This window comes from Maribacter sp. 4G9, assembly GCF_002742265.1.
In the GTDB taxonomy this organism is placed as follows: Bacteria; Bacteroidota; Bacteroidia; order Flavobacteriales; family Flavobacteriaceae; genus Maribacter.
Genome location: NZ_MDGL01000175.1, coordinates 13,982 through 30,992 on the forward strand (window position 1 = coordinate 13,982; position 17,011 = coordinate 30,992).

Below are 17,011 nucleotides of genomic sequence, written 5' to 3' on the forward strand. Positions count from 1 at the left end.
TGATGGTTGATGGTTGATGGTTGATGGTTGATGGTAAAATAAAAAATTCTGTCAGGTCGAGCGGAGTCGAGACCTTAGTTATTAATGAGAGAAATTATTAAGCAAACGACTAAAAGCTAAAGGCGAGTAATGTAATGTTCAAAAAAAGAATTTTATTAAAAATAGGATCCAACACCCTTACCAAGGAAACCGACCAAATTTCCAGAGGTAAGATCGAGGATATAGCTCGGCAAATTGCAAAGCTAAAGAACGACTTTGAATTTATATTGGTAAGTTCCGGTGCTATTGCGGCCGCCAAGCAATTCGTAAAATTGGAGCATAATGGGCAGGAAATTACCGTTAAGCAGGCCTTGGCCGCTATCGGGCAGCCCCACCTCATGCGCATTTTTCAAGAAAATTTTAGGGAGTTGGGACTTTTTACCTCCCAATGTTTACTTTCTTATTCCGACTTTGAAAAACCCGAATCCAAGGAAAACATAAAGAACACCATTAACGTGCTGGTAGAAAATAATTTTATTCCCATTATCAATGAGAATGATACCGTTGCTACGGATGAAATAAAATTTGGTGATAACGATAAACTGGCCGCCCTAACGGCAGGCCTACTTAATGTTGATTTATTGATCATCGCAACAAACACCGATGGTATTTATTTAAAAGAGACCATTAACGACACTTATCCAAAAACCATTTTGGAGGTTAATGATATTAGTGATTTAGAGAAAGAAATCAGCATGGAAAAATCGTCACATGGAACCGGCGGCATGGAGTCGAAAATGGAGGCCGCCAAAATTGCCAGAAAAGCCCAGATTGAGACATGGATCGTGAACGGTCTCAAAGATAATTTTATTTTGGATGCGATTGAAGGTGCATCAAACTTTACAAAAATCAAAATATGAAGAATTACTTGTCCATTAGTGATATAGATAATCTATCTGAATGGGTGAAAGAAGCTCGGATATTGAAATCCCAACCAAGGGCCGACAAACATCTGGGAGCCGACAAGACCATTTGCTTGCTATTCTTTAACAGCAGCCTTAGAACGCGTTTGAGCACCCAAAAAGCGGCCATGAATTTGGGCATGGAAGTCATGGTGATGAATTTTGGCAGCGAGGGTTGGGCCTTGGAATACGGGGATGGTACCGTCATGAACCAAAACACCTCGGAACATATAAAGGAGGCCGCGCAAGTAGTCTCACAATATTGTGACATTGTGGCCATACGGGCATTTCCTTCCTTGACTGACAAAGAGCAGGATGAAGCGGAGGTAGTGTTGAACGGATTTAAAAAATACACCTGTATCCCAATCGTAAACATGGAAAGTTCGGTGGGTCATCCATTACAAGCACTGGCGGACGCCATTACCCTAGATGAGCAAATCACAAAGAAAAAACCAAAAGTAGTATTGTCATGGGCACCCCACCCCAAGGCGCTACCGCATGCAGTTGCCAATTCCTTTGTAGAGATGATGCAGAAGCAAGATGCCGATTTTATCATTACCCACCCGGTAGGCTATGAATTGAACGAGGCGATTACCAAGAATGTGACCATTCAATATGATCAACGAAAGGCGTTGGAAAATGCGGATTTTGTCTATGTGAAAAATTGGAGTAGTTATACCGAATACGGAAAGGTATTAAATAAAGATCCCGACTGGATGATGACCATGGAAAAATTGGGTTCGGCCAAATTCATGCATTGCTTACCAGTTCGTAGAAATGTGGTGGTAGAAGATGCCGTTTTGGATAGCGACCAAAGTTTGGTGATTGAACAGGCCAATAACAGGACGTATTCCGCACAAATCGTTTTAAAGAAAATTCTGGAAAACCTACAACCTTGACTGAATCAAAACTGAAAGATAAAGTATGTATCGTTACCGGTGCCACCAGTGGTATGGGAAGAGCCATTGCTAAAAAATTCTCAGAAGAAGGGGCCAAACTTATTTTATCAGGCAGAAATAAAGAGCGAGGTTCAATACTAGCAGCAGAATTAGGGAATGCCGTTTTTTTGGAGGGTGACGTTTGTGAGCCAAGCTACAATGAACAATTGGTTCAGATGGCAATATCAAACTTTGGAGCCTTGGATATAGTCGCCTTGAACGCTGGAATTTTAGGGCTAGGGAACGTAATCGACCTCACTTTACAAGATTGGCAAAAAACGATGGACACCAATCTGGGAGCCATTTTTTATCTTAGCAAATATGCCATACCGCAATTACAACAATCAAAAGGGAACATATTGATCAATGCTTCCATTGCCGCGTTTAAAAGTTTTCCAAACCACCCAGCTTACTGCGCCTCCAAGGCAGGTGCCATAGCCTTGATGAAACAAATGGCGGTGGAATATGGCCCTGATGTACGGGTAAACGCCATGTGTCCGGGACCCGTGGATACACCATTACTGTGGGATTCCGCAAAAGCATTTGATAATCCGGCGACTGCGGTGGAAAATGCGGCTCGATCCACTTTATTGAATCGATTGGGAACGCCGGATGATATAGCAAAATTAGCGTTGTTCATGGTTTCTGAAGATGCTTCCTGGATAACGGGAACGGCTATGACCATAGACGGGGGTATTTTAAATTCATGATATGAAGAAGAAACTATCGGTAGTGAAAATTGGGGGCAACGTCATTGAGAACCAAGCCGAATTGGAAAAATTCATACGGTTATTTTCGGATTTGGAAGGTCTTAAGATTTTGGTTCATGGGGGTGGAAAATTGGCAACGCAGCTCGCTTCAAAATTAGGGGTCGAATCCAAAATGGTAGGTGGACGCAGAATTACCAATAGAGAAACTTTGGATATCATTACCATGGTCTACGCGGGTCTTACCAATAAAAATATTGTCGCCAAATTACAGGCCAACCATTGCAACGCCATTGGTCTGAGCGGTGCCGATGCAGATAGCATCCAGGCCCATAAAAGACCTGTAAAGGATATCGATTTTGGATTTGTTGGTGATCTCGATGGCGTAAACACAAAAATCATTTCAAATCTAATGGATGCAGGCCTTACACCCGTTTTTTGTGCCATGAGCCATGACGGAAAAGGGCAGCTCTTAAATACGAATGCGGACACCATTGCCTCTGAATTGGCCATTGGATTGGGAGATAAATACATGACCACCCTTTACTATTGTTTTGAAAAGCCCGGAGTTTTAATGGATGTTGCGGATGATACATCCGTAGTAAAACATATTGATAACAAAAAATACAAGGAACTTTTAAGCACCGGTATAATTGCGGATGGAATGCTGCCAAAACTGGAAAATTGTTTCCACGCCCTCAAGAATAATGTAGAAACGGTTTGTTTGGGAAATATGTCCATGTTGGATAAAAACAACGCCCTTTATACGACCATAACCTTATAACATGAACCAGCAAGTACTTACAGAAAAGGCTATAGAACTACTCAAGGAATTGATATCGATACAATCCTTCTCAAAAGAGGAAGAAGGTACCGCTGCAGCCCTGGAAAATTGGTTCAAGGGTTTTGATATTCCTTTTGAAAGGATACATAATAATGTTTTTGCCAAAAATAAGTACTGGGACGAATCCAAACCTACCCTACTTTTAAATTCGCATCATGATACGGTTAAACCGAACCAGGCATATACCAAAGACCCTTTTCATCCTCATATAGAGGATGGTAAATTGTACGGACTTGGGAGCAATGACGCGGGCGGGTGTTTGGTATCACTTTTGGCTACATTCTCCTATTTTTATCATGCCGAAAACCTGAACCATAACATTTTGATGGTCGCTTCGGCAGAGGAGGAAAATGCGGGAAAGAATAGTTTACGTGGACTTTTGCCGAAACTTCCAAAAATTGATGTGGCCATTGTGGGCGAGCCTACCCTACTGCAATTAGCCATTGCGGAAAAAGGACTTGTGGTTTTTGATGCCGTGGTGAGGGGAACACCTTCCCACGCTGCCCACCCCAACGATAACAATGCTATATACAATACAATAGAGGTTTTGGAATGGTTTAAAAATTATTCTTTTGACCGAACCTCGGAAGCTTTGGGCGATGTTAAAATGACCGTGACCCAAATCAATGCCGGGAGCCAGCACAATGTAGTGCCCTCACAAGTGGATCTGGTGGTGGATGTACGTGTCAACGATAAATACACCAACCAAGAAATTGCTGATTTGTTGAAGGCCGAAGCCCCCTGTGAGCTAAAGGAGCGTTCCTTGAGATTGAACTCCTCATCCATAGACAAGGACCACCCTTTGGTAAAATCGGGAATTGCCCTAGGTCGTGAAACCTATGGCTCCCCTACCCTGTCAGACCAAGCGGCATTGAGTTGCCAGTCCTTAAAATTGGGGCCCGGGGACAGCACGCGATCTCATTCCGCGGACGAATTTATTTATGTAAGGGAAATTGAAGAAGGCATAGATTTGTATATTAAGATATTGGAAGGATTTCTTCTTTAGTACATAGTTAATAGTTATTAGTTTTTAGATGTATAATTATAGGGACCTTATTGTTTGGCAAAAGTCAATGGACTTGGTTGAATCTCTTTATAAACTGACCTCATCATTTCCAGAGACGGAGAAATTTGGATTAACCGGTCAGATTCGTAGGTGTGCAGTTTCGATACCAAGTAATATAGCCGAAGGTTCTGGAAGAAAATCTAAAAAGGCATTTCGAAGTTTTTTGGAAATCTCAAATGGGTCTATTAACGAACTAAAAACTCAGATTGAAATTTCCAAAAGAATTGGAATTTTAAAAAATGATGATATGGAGAACATCTTTAAACAATGTGATGAAATTCAAAAAATGACATTCGCCTTGATTAAAAAATATAGTGACTTTTAACTATCAACTTATAACTAAAAACTAGTAAATGAAGCTCTGGGACAAAGGATTTAGCACGGACAAAAAAATAGACCAATTCACCGTTGGAAACGACAGGGAACTGGACTTACAACTCGCAAAATATGATGTGATCGCCTCCAAGGCACATGCCAAAATGCTAGGAAAAATAGGCCTTTTGACCCAGAAGGAAACCCAGGAGCTAGTTAAGGAACTGGATGCAATAGCCTCCAGAATCGAGCGCGGAACCTTCACCATTGAACCTTCCTTTGAAGACATGCACTCCAAAATAGAATACATGTTAACATTAAGCTTGGGCGATACCGGCAAGAAAATCCACACCGCAAGGTCTAGGAACGACCAGGTTTTGGTAGCCATGCACTTATACCTAAAGGATGAGCTATCGGAAATAAAATCGATGACCAAAGCATTGTTCGACCTTTTATTGGAAAAGGCCGATACGTATAAGGACGTCTTGCTCCCTGGATATACACACTTACAGATAGCGATGCCCTCGTCGTTCGGACTATGGTTTTCCGCCTATGCCGAAAGCTTAATCGATGATCTTTATTTTATAGAAGCAGCCTATAAAGTAGCCGACCAAAATCCGTTGGGGAGTGCCGCGGGATACGGAAGTTCCTTTCCCATAGACCGAAGCTTTACCACCAAGGAAATGGGCTTTGAGACTTTAAAATATAATGTTGTGGCGGCTCAAATGGGACGTGGCAAGGTTGAAAAGGCAACCGCATTCGGGATGGCTAGTATTGCGGCCACCCTTTCCAAAATGGCCATGGACATTTGCCTATATATGAGCCAAAACTTCAATTTTATTTTTTTTCCAGACGAATTGACCACGGGAAGCAGTATTATGCCGCACAAAAAAAATCCGGATGTATTTGAGTTAGTACGTGGAAAATGTAACAAATTACAGGCCGTTCCCAATCAGTTGACTTTGGTCATCAACAACCTGCCCAGTGGCTACCATAGGGATTTGCAATTGGTAAAGGAAATCATTATGCCGGCCATCCAGGATATGAAAGCGTGTTTGGAGATCCTAACGTTCAGCTTGTCGAAAATTCAAGTGAACGACACTATCCTGGAGGATGAAAAATACGATTACCTGTTCAGTGTGGATACTTTGAACGAGTTGGTCCAAAATGGGATGCCATTTAGGGATGCATATAAAAAAATGGGACAAGAAATTCAGGAGGGTACCTTTTCGCCTAAGCGGGATATTTCGCACACCCATGAAGGGAGTTTAGGCCATCTCTGCCTGGCAGAAATCAAATCAAAAATGAATAAAATAGGTTAGTTTAAAGTAACGAACCTATCCGAATAAATTTTGGTAAACTGCGCTCCAAAAGTTACGATCAAACTGGAGTAGGAAACCCAAAGCATCACTAAAATAATGGAACCGGCGGCACCATAGGTAGAACCGGGTTCCGCTTTACCAAAATAAAAGGCCAAGGCATACTTACCCAATAAAAACAACAATGCCGTAAGAGCAGCGCCAATTTTTACAGCGTTCCATTTGACGGCTTTGCTTGGCAAAAATTTGAACATGGCGGCGAACAGGAAGTAAATAAAAACCAATGATAATAGAATATCCATTACAAAGGTCCAGCCTACTACCCGTGTGGACAATAAGCTTGACAATTGCCTGGAAAATGCCGATAGTAAGGATGTAATTACAAAGCTTATCAGTAACAGAAATCCAAAGATCAAAATAAATCCAAAGCTTTTCAACCTACCAAAAATGGTCGCCAACAGTTCATTGGAGTAATTGGGAGTAACGCCCCATATCTCATTTAAGGCATTCTGCATTTGATAAAAAACACCTGTAGCACCGTATACAAGTACAGAGACCCCTAGAATTGTCGCCAATGTAGAAGTGTTTTCACTACCGGTATTCTACAATATTCCCTGAATGGACTGCGCCGTTTCGGGCCCCATGGCAGAGGATATCTCAGAAAACAATTCCCCGCGTACGATTTCCTTTCCCCAAAGGGAACCTACGATCTCTAGTATCATGATCAAAAGTCCTGGTAAAGAGAGAATTGCATAGTAGGCTATTACGGCACTTATTTTAAAGGGCTCCTTTTCAAGCCATGCATTAAAAGTCGCCCATAATAATTTTGGAAACTGTTTTATAATAAACTTCATTATTTCCTATTTGAGGTTATCAGATGGCCTATTTTATCTTTTATTTACATGAACCCACCCTCTTCCCGCTATCGATAATATTTTAGGTTCACGTCGATTTTTCGCTATCCGTGTTCCATCTTTTTGAAGGTAAATTGTACTTTTCAACTTCCTTGACCCATATCGCAATTTTACTATCCCAAAACCCGAAAACCCTTTAAAATTGCCAGTTAATCTCCCTTTACATCTGATAATGGGCAACTCACATCATTTTTATTCCTCCCTAAAATAATTCCAAGTTGAGAACGTTTTCAGCTAACATTATAATGTCGAATTATGTTCAAGAAGTTCTTCCCACTTTTCATACTATTTCTAATCGGTATAAAAGCCAACTCGCAATCCTTTACTTCCATTTGGAATACGAACAATACCAGTAGTGGATCTTCCGCAGCAAACGAAGTTACCATACCTACAAATCCAGCGTATACCACCTACAATTATGATATCGACTGGGGCGATGGAAATACGGATACCGGTGTTACTGGCAATATAACCCATACCTACGCAGCTACAGGAAATTATACCATTAGCATTACCGGTACTTTTCCGGCCATATATTTCAATGCCACTGGGGACCTACTAAAAATCATTGAAATACTGGACTGGGGAAACATTCAATGGCAAACGTTCGAAAATGCATTTATGGGGTGCGAAAATTTGAACTTTGATGCCATCAATTCGCCAGACTTGTCCCAAGTGACAAACATGGCCCAAACCTTTAGAAATTGCCACAGCTTTAATGGTATCATGAACAATTGGGATGTAAGCAATGTAACTACCATGAGGGGATTATTCCAAGGAGCCTCTATTTTCAATAGACCGTTAGATGCTTGGAATACGATTTCCGTAACGGACATGTCCAACACATTTAATGGTGCCAATGCCTATAACGAACCATTGGACAATTGGAACGTGGCCTCCGTCACTACCATGGTAGGTATGTTTTCCGGTGCGGGTAATTTTAACCAAAACATCAATAATTGGGACGTAAGCCAGGTTACCAATATGGCCGGAACCTTCCAAGCTACTGGCAACTTCAATCGTCCCTTGAACAACTGGAACGTAAGCAATGTAACCGATATGTCCAATATGTTCTATAGTTCTGGATTTAACCAACCTATTGGAAACTGGAATGTAATCAATGTGACCAACATGTCCGGTATGTTCGCCCAAGGGCAGTTCAACCATCCTATTGAAAGTTGGAACGTGAGCAATGTAACCAACATGAGCAACATGTTCTATAGGCACAGAACTTTTAACCAACCCCTCAACAATTGGGACGTGAGCAATGTAACCAATATGGCGGGCATGTTCGATGGATGGATTTGGAACGTTACATTCAACCAACCCTTGGACAGTTGGGACGTGAGCAATGTGACCAATATGAGCTATATGTTCCGGGATACGGACAACTTCAATCAGGATATAACCGGATGGGTCGTTAACAATGTCACCAATATGAAAGGAATGTTCAATGGTGCCCATATGTTCAATCAACCTATTGGTAGCTGGGATGTAGGCTCTGTTACGGATATGAGTGAAATGTTCCAAAATGCCCCACTATTCAATCAGCCTTTGAATAGCTGGGACGTTAGCAATGTAACACTGATGAACAATATGTTTTTGGGGGCATTGGCCTTTGACCAACCCTTGAATTCCTGGATGGTGGATAACGTTACCAATATGAACGGTATGTTCCGGGGAGCATTGATATTTAACCAACCCCTATCCAATTGGAATACGGCCAATGTAACCAATATGGGCAGAATGTTTGAGGAAGCTACCACATTTGATCATAATATTGGCATGTGGCCTATTGGCAATGTATCCAATATGGACCTTATGCTATCCAATTCTGGATTGTCCCAGACAAATTATGACAACACCTTGATCGGATGGGCAGCCCAAACGGTTCAATCAAATGTAAGCCTTGGAGCTACAAACCTCACCTATTGCGATGGCCGTGATGCCAGACAGGAATTGATGGATACTCATAATTGGAACATTACAGGGGACTCCATAAACTGTACCTTCGTACTTTGCGCGGATATTACAATGCCGTCCGCAGGCGACACCCAAGTACCTGCCAATAGTGATGTACGTTGGAATCCGGTCCCCAATGCCACTGGGTATCGGGTAACGGTAACTAGGGATGCAGGCTTAGGTCCTATAGAAGTTTACAACCAAACCTTGGCAGCGAATATCGTAGGGGTCGATTTCACTAATGAATTTACGCCCGGAGACGAGGTTTCTGTTTTGGTTATTCCGTTTAACGACGAAGGTGATGCCGTGGGATGTTCTCCCATTACGTTTACCGTAGTGGAAAGTTGGGTCAATAGTCCGGCTGCCTTTAAACTGACCTACAATACCACCTTGACGGACTATAAGAGTACACCGGCCAATCAGTTAAGAATAGAGGCAAATACAGGGTATCCAGGCTATTTAGTATATGATTATTCCATCGACTGGGGTGATGGACAATACAACAATAATGTTACAGGAACTATTACGCACACCTATCTTACACCTGGTATCTATACAGTTTCCATTATAGGCACTTTTCCGGCACCCCTTCATTACTACTCTAATTCAGATAGTATAAAACTGATCTCCATTGATCAATGGGGAACGCAACCTTGGGAATCCATGGAACTTGCCTTTTATGGATGTGAAAACATGGAATATAACGCAACCGATGTTCCAGATCTGTCAAACGTGGCCAGTATGAGAAGTATGTTCGGTTCATGTTATTTGTTCAATGGAAACATTGAAAACTGGGACGTAAGCAATGTGACCGATATGTACGGGGTTTTCCTTGGTGCTACTGATTTTAACCAACCTTTGAACAACTGGGACGTAAGTAACGTGACAAATATGAGCGCCATGTTTTTGGTGGCAACCTCGTTCGGCCAACCCTTGAACACTTGGGATGTAAGCAATGTCACCAATATGGCCGATATGTTCCGTCAGGCATCGATATTCAATCAAAATATAGATAACTGGGATGTAAGCAATGTCACCAATATGTCATCTATGTTCGAAAGGGCAGAATTGTTCAATCAACCGCTTAATTCCTGGGACGTAGGCAATGTAACGGATATGAACCAAATGTTCGATGGCTTTGTGTTTGATATGGCCTTTAACCAACCCTTGGATAATTGGAACGTAAGCAATGTTACCAACATGCAGGCCATGTTCCGTAGAAGTACCGCTTTTAATCAAAATATCAATAGCTGGGACGTATCCAATGTTCTGGACATGAGCTATATGTTTAGGGATACGGATAATTTTGACCAGCCTTTGAATAGTTGGAACGTGACAGAGGTTACGAACATGCAGTCCATGTTCTACGATGCACAGGTCTTTGACCAGAACATCAATACTTGGAACGTTACCAATGTTACCAATATGCGTAGTATGTTCCAATTGGCGGGCGCTTTTAACCAGCCATTGGGAAATTGGGACGTAAATTCCGTTGTGAACATGCAATCCATGTTCCAATCGGCCTCCGTTTTTAACCAACCTTTGGATTCTTGGAACGTGAGTGCCGTGGCCAATATGGCTTCTATGTTCGAGAGTGCGGCGCTGTTCAACCAACCCTTGAACAGTTGGGATGTCTCTTCGGTTACCTTGATGAATTCCATGTTTGAAAATGCTTCCGTTTTTAACGGTGCAATTGGCAATTGGAACGTAGGTTCCGTTACCAATATGGAAGCCATGTTCAGGGATGCTCTAGTTTTTGACCAACCATTGGCAGATTGGAATACGGGTGAACTTTTGAATGCACGTGAAATGTTCAGGGGCGCATTGGCCTTTAACCAAAATTTAGAGGCTTGGAACACTTCCTTCGTGACGACCATGGAGGCCATGTTTCAAAATGCCACCTCCTTCAACCAACCCATCAATGCCTGGAACGTAGCATCGGTCACCACCATGCAATCCATGTTGAATGGGGCTACGGCATTTAACCAACCTTTGGACAATTGGAACGTGCGCAGGGTCACTACCATGCAAAGTATGTTCGAAAATGCATCGGCCTTTGACCAGAATATAAACACGTGGCGTGTTTCCGGCGCGGGGAATATGAATTTTATGTTCAGAAATGCATCGGCTTTTAACCAACCTATGGACCAATGGGACCTTGGAAGCGTTTCCATGCAAGCCATGTTTGAAAACGCATCGGCATTTGATCAGTATTTAGGGGATTGGGCAATGGGCAATGTCAACAACGTGACCAATATGCTCAACAATACGGCCTTGACCCGAATAAACTATGACAACACCCTAATAGCCTGGTCCGAGCAGAACCTTACACCCGGCCTATCACTCGGTGCCCAGGGCTTGCTTTATTGTGATGCCCTTGAGGAAAGACAATCCATGACAGATAATTATGGATGGTCTTTCTTTCAAGATGTTCTGGATTGCCCCATACCGGAATGTACCCAACTGGTTGCCCCATTGAACGGTGCTGTAGACGTACCGGTCAACACGAACCTAAATTGGGAGCCGGTACTATACGCACGTGAATACCATTTGACCGTAGGCACTACCCCGGGAGGTAATGATATCTTGAACAATGAAGTCGTAGTCAACGCCACAACCTATGAATTCCCAAGCGAATTTACAGGAGGTGAAACGGTGTATGTGACCATAGTTCCTACCAACGATACGGGAAGTGCGACCGGATGTTTGGAAGAAAGTTTTACCATAGCAAGCAACCCGCCTACACTACCGGAATGCACCCAATTGACGGCGCCCTTGAACGGGGCCTTGGATGTACCCGTGGATACCGATCTTACCTGGACTCCCGTTTCCAATGCGGATGGATACCGATTGACCATTGGCACCAGTTCCGGCGGCAATGAAATCTTGAATAATATTGATGTTGGAAATGCCGCTAACTATGACCTGGCAGCCGATCTACCCGAGGATACCGATATCTACATAACCATTGTACCCTATAATGAACAGGGCGATACATTGGGATGTACGGAGGAAAGCTTCCGTACGGAGTTGATACCCGTACCTCCGATATGTACAAATCTTACGAGTCCTCTATCTGGGTCCACTAATGTACCCATTGATACGGACCTTACTTGGAATATGGTAAGCGGAGCAACAGGTTATATCGTAAATGTGGGCATAACGCAAGGCGGTATTGAAATCGCCAATGGCATAGACGTTGGAAATACCACCAACTATGCATTCGCACAGGCTTTACAGGCCAACAGAACGCACTATGTGACCATTATACCGTACAATGAAGTTGGAGATGCCCTTGGTTGCGCTGAGGAAAACTTTAGGACCGGTACATCAACACTGAACAACCCACCCCTTTGTACCTCGCTTTCATCCCCTTTGAATGGGGAAGCGAATGTAGCTTTGGATACGAATATTAGTTGGAACGCTTCCGCTAATACGGATGGATATTATCTTTCAGTAGGTTCGGCATTAGGAGCGAGCGACATTTTAAATTCAATGGACGTGGGGAACGTTACAATGTACGACCTGCCCAATGATTTACCGGAAAATACGACCATTTTCGTAACCGTTGTTCCGTACAATAGTTTTGGTAGCGCTGCCTCTTGTACCGAAGAAAGTTTCGTTACGGAAACCTTACCTACCGTACCCAATTGCACCAGTTTAACGGCTCCGATGAACAACGCGACCGATGTCATCCTGTCCACCAATATTTCATGGAATGCCGTTTCAAATGCCGATGGGTATTACCTGACCATAGGCACAACATCGGGTGGAAACGATATTTTGGACACTATCGACGTGGGGAACATAAGTATGTATGATCTGGCGACAGATTTGCCCGAAGCCACCACAATCTTTGTGACCATCGTTCCCTATAATGCCGTCGGTAACGCGGTGGGCTGCTTGGAGGAAAGTTTTGTTACGGAAACCTTACCCACCGCCCCCAACTGCACCAATATGACAGCTCCGATGAATAACGCTACAGATGTCATCCTGTCCACCAATATTTCATGGAATGCCGTTTCCGGTGCCAATGGATATTACCTGACCATAGGGACTTCTTCCGGAGGAAATGATATATTGGACACTGTGGATGTGGGGAACGTAAGCATGTACGATTTGGCGACGGACCTGCCCGAAGAAACCGCTATTTTTGTCACAATAATTCCCTACAATGCCGTTGGAAACGCAACAGGATGCACAGAGGAAAGTTTCACTACCGAAACCGTATTAAATGTTCCAAATTGTACCGAACTCAGCAGCCCGTTGAACAACGCTACCGATGTTATACTATCCACGGATATTTCATGGACTCCCGTTGCAAACGCCGATGGGTATTACGTAACATTGGGGACCTCATCGGGTGGAAACGATATTTTGGACACTATCGACGTGGGGAACGTAAGCATGTATGATCTGGCGACGGACCTGCCCGAAGCTACCTTAATTTTTGTGACCATTGTCCCTTATAATTCCGATGGAACGGCAATGGGATGTTCCGAAGAAAGTTTTACCACGGAAACCCTGCCCACCATCCCAGATTGTACATCACTACTAACTCCGAGCGATGGAGATATCAATGTTCCCGTTGATGTAACGTTAACTTGGGAGGCATCGCCTACTGCGGATGGATACCGACTCAGCGTTGGCACCACTTCCGGTGGTACAGATGTTGTCAATAATGAAGATGTAAGCATCCTTACATCCTATTCGTTTACCGAAAGATTGATGGAGGATACCAGATACTATGTCACGATTACCCCATATAATTTCTTGGGCGATGCCATAGGATGTTCGGAATTTAGGTTCACGACCATCAACCAAGATGATACCCTCTACGGTTTTTCACCCAATGGAGATGGAATAAATGACTATTGGACCATTGACGGTATAGAATTACATCCGGATAATACCGTTTCCATTTATAACCGTTGGGGAGATCTTGTATTCCAAATCGAGGGATATGATAACCAGTCCAATGTATTTAATGGTACTGCCAACAGGAAAACCCAGCTCGGGGCCAGTAACCTCCCAAGTGGAACCTATTTCTTTAACATTCAGGTTACTGGAGAGCACAACCTCAATAAATTACAAGGGTTTTTAGTCTTAAAGAGATAATACATGAACAAAACAATATACCGATTCGCTTTATTGGCGATACTTTACATATTTCAGCTTGGCGGTAACAACATGTGGGCACAACAGACCCCTTTGTTCGCCGAATATAACTACAATCCCTACCTGATAAACACGGCATATGCCGGACTGGCCCCAAGTACGGAAATATCCATAAGCAACACTGGTTTTTTTAACCAGGTTGAAGGAAGTCCCCGAAGCTTTGCATTAAGCTTGCACACCCCTTTGAATCGAGGAAAAGTAGGATTGGGGGCAGGGTTCATTCGCGATGAGATTGGCGTAACGACCTCCACCAATGCGTTCGCGACCTATTCGTACAAAATATTCTTCGATACGAAGAAAAACAGGCCGTATTGGCAGGTTTACACCCCCAACTCCCTCTCTTTTGCCATTACCGGGGGGATACAACAATACCAGGACAATCTATTGGACTTGGGCATTGTGGGTGATCCAAATTTTGCCCAGAACATCAATGCTTCCATACCTACCATAGGTTTGGGAATCTTGTTGAACCTGGCCGATTTTCACTTAGGCTTTTCGGCACCGAATATCTTGGGGGATACCTTGGCTACGGATGATAATCTAGATCTCTCCAATGCCTATTACGGATATTTTGGCTACCGATTTTATTCGAACATTTTTGAGGAAATCATGATCAAACCCAATGTGCTGGCCAAGTATGAAAACGGAGCTCCTTTTCAATTAGATTTTAACGTGGCCATGAGCTATAAAAACAGGTTTGAACTGGGCACCGGCTACCGAACCAATTCGTCCATCAATTTGTTGGCCGGGGTCTATCTCTTAAAAAATATAAGGGCGATATACAACTACAACTTGGCCTTTAATGATAATCCGCTTGGAAATACCCATGGTATTGTGGTAAGCTATCTTTTTGGCCAAGGGTATCATAGGGATTAATAGCCCTACTTTGTTCATTGTACAGACACCTACATCGTTTCCAATTACATGAATTTTGGTCATCAGTGTCCACAACCCAATGGATAAAATGGATATATATTCTATCTTAGGCCCTTATTTTAGCGCCTATTATATTCATGAAAAAGTCTATTCGTAAAACCGTTTGCCTTCTAGCCCTATGTTTTTTATCGGCCCATTCCCTACGATCCCAGGACACCTACCCTAGAAATGAATCGGTCGATATAAAGAAATATATATTCAATTTACAGCTAAACGATACTACCAATGTTATTGCAGGCGAGGCGGAAATCCATGTGGATTTTGAAAATGAAGCGGTTCCCTTTCAATTGGACCTTGTAGGATATTCGGGCAAGTACGGAATGAAAATTTCGAATGTTTCCGAAGCAGGAAAACCTGCGGACTATGTTTTTGAAAACAATAAAATTACCATCACCCCTAATCAATCCATGCCCTTATCGCAGGTATATACGGTAAACTATCAGGGCATACCTGAAAGAGGCTTGGTGATAGACACTACCAAGTTTGGCCAACGTTCCTTCTTTGGTGACAACTGGCCCAATTTGGCCAGACATTGGTTGTCTTCCGTTGATCATCCGTACGACAAGGCATCCGTTGAATTTAGGATAACCGCCCCGGACCATTATGATGTGGTAGCAACGGGCGAAAAAATAGAGGAAAGCTATCTTAATGATGGAAACAAATTGACCATTTACAGCGAGCCTGCACCCGTTGCCATGAAGGTGGTAACCATTGGGGTCACAAGATTTGCCAGTAGATTGTTGGGAGAAGTCTATGATATTCCGGTTACGGCATGGGTTTATCCTGAGAATCGGCTGGAGGGCTTTTCGGATTACGGTGTTGCCACGAAAGTCCTCCGATATTTTATTGAACAAATAGGTCCGTACTCCTATGCCAAACTCGCGAACATGCAGGCGAAGACCCAGTGGGGAGGTTTGGAAAATGCAGGAACCATTGCCTATTTTGAGAATTCCGTGAACGGCAAAAATGAGGTTGAGGGCCTCATTGCCCATGAGATAGCGCATCAATGGTTTGGAAATTCCGCTTCGGAAAAGGATTGGAACCATGTATGGCTTAGCGAAGGTTTTGCAACCTACTTCGCCATTTTGTACCAAGAGCGTGTTTACGGTGATGAAAAAAGAAAAGAGGAACTGATTTTAGATCGGAATCAGATCATCGATTATTACAAGAAGAATCCATCACCCATTGTGGACCCCAGCATTAAGGACCCGTTGAAAGTATTGAGTGTGAACACCTACCAAAAAGGTGGCTGGGTTCTTAATATGCTCAGGCGTGAATTAGGGGACACACTGTTTTGGGAAGGCATTGTGGCATATTATAAAAAATATCAAAACTCCAATGCCTTGACCGAAGATTTCAAGGCTATCATGGAAGAGGTTTCGGGAAAAAACCTAGATACCTTTTTTCAACAATGGATATTTACCAAGGGATATCCGGAGATTAAATGCTCTTGGCATTATGAGAAAAACAAACTCTTTGTGGATGTTGAGCAAGTGCAGGACCACTTTACTTTTTCCTTCCCTTTGGAAATACGCGTAGGGGACGATATAGAAAAAACTTTTACTTTAGATGTTAAAGGCAAAAAGACCATTTTCGAAATACCCATGAAAGAAGCTCCTAAATTACTTACCATAGATCCTAATACTTGGTTATTGTTTGAAGAAAAATTGTAATTGGGTTCTAAAATAAATTTTCAGAAGTATTAAGTTAATCGTAACTAATCAGTGCTGATAAAGTTGTCAATTCATTTGGATCCTACGAAAGATTATCGGATCTTTCGGTTATCGAAAAGGATAAGTTCATATCGGAGTTATTGGTTCGTTTGGAGAATCTTGAGCGTGCGAACCGTCGTTTGGCCGACCGTGTTGTTGAACTTGAGGGACTTTTGGTCAAG

The 17,011-nt window shown here is 42.9% G+C and carries 12 protein-coding genes; 10 read left to right on the forward strand and 2 right to left on the reverse strand.

Translation table 11 applies throughout. The annotated features are described in order from the left end of the window. The first annotated feature begins 134 nt into the window (after positions 1 to 134). Genes proB through argH form a run of 7 tightly spaced genes read left to right on the forward strand, consistent with a single transcriptional unit; the run spans position 135 to position 6,130 of the window. Entirely contained in the window at positions 135 to 899 is a 765-nt protein-coding gene (gene proB, locus BFP75_RS18165) for a glutamate 5-kinase (RefSeq protein ID WP_099546764.1), read from the forward strand. After that, positions 896 to 1,840 (forward strand): acetylornithine carbamoyltransferase, encoded by a 945-nt coding sequence (locus BFP75_RS18170; protein ID WP_099546765.1) that lies wholly within the window; start codon positions 896 to 898, stop codon positions 1,838 to 1,840. The genes proB and BFP75_RS18170 overlap by 4 nt, the downstream gene beginning before the upstream one ends. Then, on the forward strand, positions 1,837 to 2,589 hold the full coding sequence (locus tag BFP75_RS18175; RefSeq protein ID WP_099546766.1) for an SDR family NAD(P)-dependent oxidoreductase: 753 nt from the start codon (positions 1,837 to 1,839) through the stop codon (positions 2,587 to 2,589). The genes BFP75_RS18170 and BFP75_RS18175 overlap by 4 nt, the downstream gene beginning before the upstream one ends. A gap of 1 nt (position 2,590) precedes the next feature. After that, positions 2,591 to 3,370, forward strand: a complete 780-nt coding sequence (gene argB / locus BFP75_RS18180) for an acetylglutamate kinase (protein ID WP_099546767.1) — start codon at positions 2,591 to 2,593, stop codon at positions 3,368 to 3,370. A gap of 1 nt (position 3,371) precedes the next feature. Continuing rightward, positions 3,372 to 4,436 carry a M20 family metallo-hydrolase gene (locus BFP75_RS18185; protein WP_099546768.1) on the forward strand — a complete coding sequence of 355 codons (1,065 nt, stop codon included), beginning with the start codon at positions 3,372 to 3,374 and terminating at the stop codon, positions 4,434 to 4,436. Between the two features lie 28 nt (positions 4,437 to 4,464). Next, positions 4,465 to 4,821: a four helix bundle protein gene (locus BFP75_RS18190; RefSeq protein WP_099546769.1), complete on the forward strand. Its 357-nt coding sequence runs from the start codon at positions 4,465 to 4,467 to the stop codon at positions 4,819 to 4,821. Between the two features lie 28 nt (positions 4,822 to 4,849). Continuing rightward, complete coding sequence (gene argH / locus BFP75_RS18195; protein WP_099546770.1) at positions 4,850 to 6,130, forward strand: argininosuccinate lyase; 1,281 nt, start codon at positions 4,850 to 4,852, stop codon at positions 6,128 to 6,130. Here argH and BFP75_RS18200 read toward each other — a convergent pair. Together BFP75_RS18200 and BFP75_RS22465 are read right to left on the reverse strand one after the other, a co-directional pair. After that, positions 6,127 to 6,702 carry a YihY/virulence factor BrkB family protein gene (locus BFP75_RS18200; protein ID WP_240531827.1) on the reverse strand — a complete coding sequence of 192 codons (576 nt, stop codon included), beginning with the start codon at positions 6,700 to 6,702 and terminating at the stop codon, positions 6,127 to 6,129. The two genes, argH and BFP75_RS18200, sit on opposite strands and share 4 nt — an antisense overlap. Before the next feature lie 27 nt (positions 6,703 to 6,729). After that, positions 6,730 to 6,981: a hypothetical protein gene (locus BFP75_RS22465; protein WP_240531828.1), complete on the reverse strand. Its 252-nt coding sequence runs from the start codon at positions 6,979 to 6,981 to the stop codon at positions 6,730 to 6,732. A 315-nt stretch (positions 6,982 to 7,296) separates the two neighbouring features. Between BFP75_RS22465 and BFP75_RS18205 the strand changes: the two genes are divergently transcribed. The 3 genes from BFP75_RS18205 (at position 7,297) to BFP75_RS18215 (ending at position 16,790) form a co-directional block, all read left to right on the forward strand. Beyond that, on the forward strand, positions 7,297 to 14,121 hold the full coding sequence (locus BFP75_RS18205; protein WP_099546771.1) for a BspA family leucine-rich repeat surface protein: 6,825 nt from the start codon (positions 7,297 to 7,299) through the stop codon (positions 14,119 to 14,121). Between the two features lie 3 nt (positions 14,122 to 14,124). After that, positions 14,125 to 15,057 carry a PorP/SprF family type IX secretion system membrane protein gene (locus tag BFP75_RS18210; RefSeq protein ID WP_099546772.1) on the forward strand — a complete coding sequence of 311 codons (933 nt, stop codon included), beginning with the start codon at positions 14,125 to 14,127 and terminating at the stop codon, positions 15,055 to 15,057. A 137-nt stretch (positions 15,058 to 15,194) separates the two neighbouring features. After that, positions 15,195 to 16,790: a M1 family metallopeptidase gene (locus tag BFP75_RS18215; protein ID WP_099546773.1), complete on the forward strand. Its 1,596-nt coding sequence runs from the start codon at positions 15,195 to 15,197 to the stop codon at positions 16,788 to 16,790. Positions 16,791 to 17,011: the final 221 nt, after the last annotated feature.

What these genes read in the sequence shown, in the direction of transcription:
- BFP75_RS18215 (WP_099546773.1), top strand. Translation starts at nt 15,195, where the DNA reads ATGAAAAAGTCTATTCGTAAAACCGTTTGCCTTCTAGCCCTATGTTTT.
- BFP75_RS18170 (WP_099546765.1), top strand. Translation starts at nt 896, where the DNA reads ATGAAGAATTACTTGTCCATTAGTGATATAGATAATCTATCTGAATGG.
- BFP75_RS18205 (WP_099546771.1), top strand. Translation starts at nt 7,297, where the DNA reads ATGTTCAAGAAGTTCTTCCCACTTTTCATACTATTTCTAATCGGTATA.
- BFP75_RS18210 (WP_099546772.1), top strand. Translation starts at nt 14,125, where the DNA reads ATGAACAAAACAATATACCGATTCGCTTTATTGGCGATACTTTACATA.
- proB (WP_099546764.1), top strand. Translation starts at nt 135, where the DNA reads ATGTTCAAAAAAAGAATTTTATTAAAAATAGGATCCAACACCCTTACC.
- argH (WP_099546770.1), top strand. Translation starts at nt 4,850, where the DNA reads ATGAAGCTCTGGGACAAAGGATTTAGCACGGACAAAAAAATAGACCAA.
- BFP75_RS18190 (WP_099546769.1), top strand. Translation starts at nt 4,465, where the DNA reads ATGTATAATTATAGGGACCTTATTGTTTGGCAAAAGTCAATGGACTTG.
- BFP75_RS18185 (WP_099546768.1), top strand. Translation starts at nt 3,372, where the DNA reads ATGAACCAGCAAGTACTTACAGAAAAGGCTATAGAACTACTCAAGGAA.
- BFP75_RS22465 (WP_240531828.1), bottom strand. Translation starts at nt 6,981, where the DNA reads ATGAAGTTTATTATAAAACAGTTTCCAAAATTATTATGGGCGACTTTT.
- argB (WP_099546767.1), top strand. Translation starts at nt 2,591, where the DNA reads ATGAAGAAGAAACTATCGGTAGTGAAAATTGGGGGCAACGTCATTGAG.